Below are 799 nucleotides of genomic sequence, written 5' to 3'. Positions count from 1 at the left end.
AACTCTACGCTTCACGCAAAAAGATATACGTTAAGAAAATTACTGGTTTTTTCCACGGAATACGACGCTACACACTTTGGGCATTAATGCTCGCCTACTTCGCTATTTGCTGGATTTCCATTAACGGCCAACAGCTGGTACATTTCGATCTTCCAGAACGAAAATTCCATGTTTTCGGAATCACCTTTTGGCCTCAAGATTTCTTCTTACTGGCAGTCACGCTGATCATCTCTGCATTCGCACTATTTTTCGTGACGACTTTATTTGGNCGCCTTTGGTGTGGCTACACCTGTCCTCAAACCGCATGGACGTTTATCTTTATGTGGATTGAAGAAAAGGTAGAAGGCAGCAGAAATCAGCGCATGAAGCTAGATAAGTCCGACAACGACATCAGCAAGATCACCAAAAAAGGTATTAAACACCTTCTTTGGCTGTCGGTAGCATTCGGAACTGGCCTGACATTCGTGGGGTACTTTTACCCAATTAGAGAGCTTGTTCCTGACTTATTTACCTACTCTGCCAATGGCTGGGCAGTTTTCTGGATCGCATTCTTCACGCTCGCAACCTATATGAATGCAGGATGGTTACGAGAGCAGGTATGCCTTTACATGTGCCCTTATGCGCGTTTTCAGTCAGTGATGTATGACGACGATACACTTGCCGTAGCCTATGACGCTACGCGAGGAGATCCTCGCGGTAGCCGCAAGCGGAACTCAGATTACAAAGAACAGGGCCTTGGCGACTGTGTCGATTGCGGCATGTGTGTTCAAGTTTGTCCAACAGGCATAGACATAAGAGA

1 protein-coding gene is annotated in these 799 nt (G+C 46.0%); it reads left to right on the top strand.

Features of this window, described 5'->3' with window-relative positions; translation table 11 throughout:
- The coding region (gene ccoG, locus A3739_RS27445) for a cytochrome c oxidase accessory protein CcoG (protein ID WP_068503518.1) at window positions 1-799 on the top strand (799 nt) is incomplete at both ends.

The sequence above is a fragment of the Oleiphilus sp. HI0067 genome (assembly GCF_001635735.1).
Note: the sequence above shows the minus strand (reverse complement) of the source record. Positions and strands in the feature narration are given on the sequence as shown.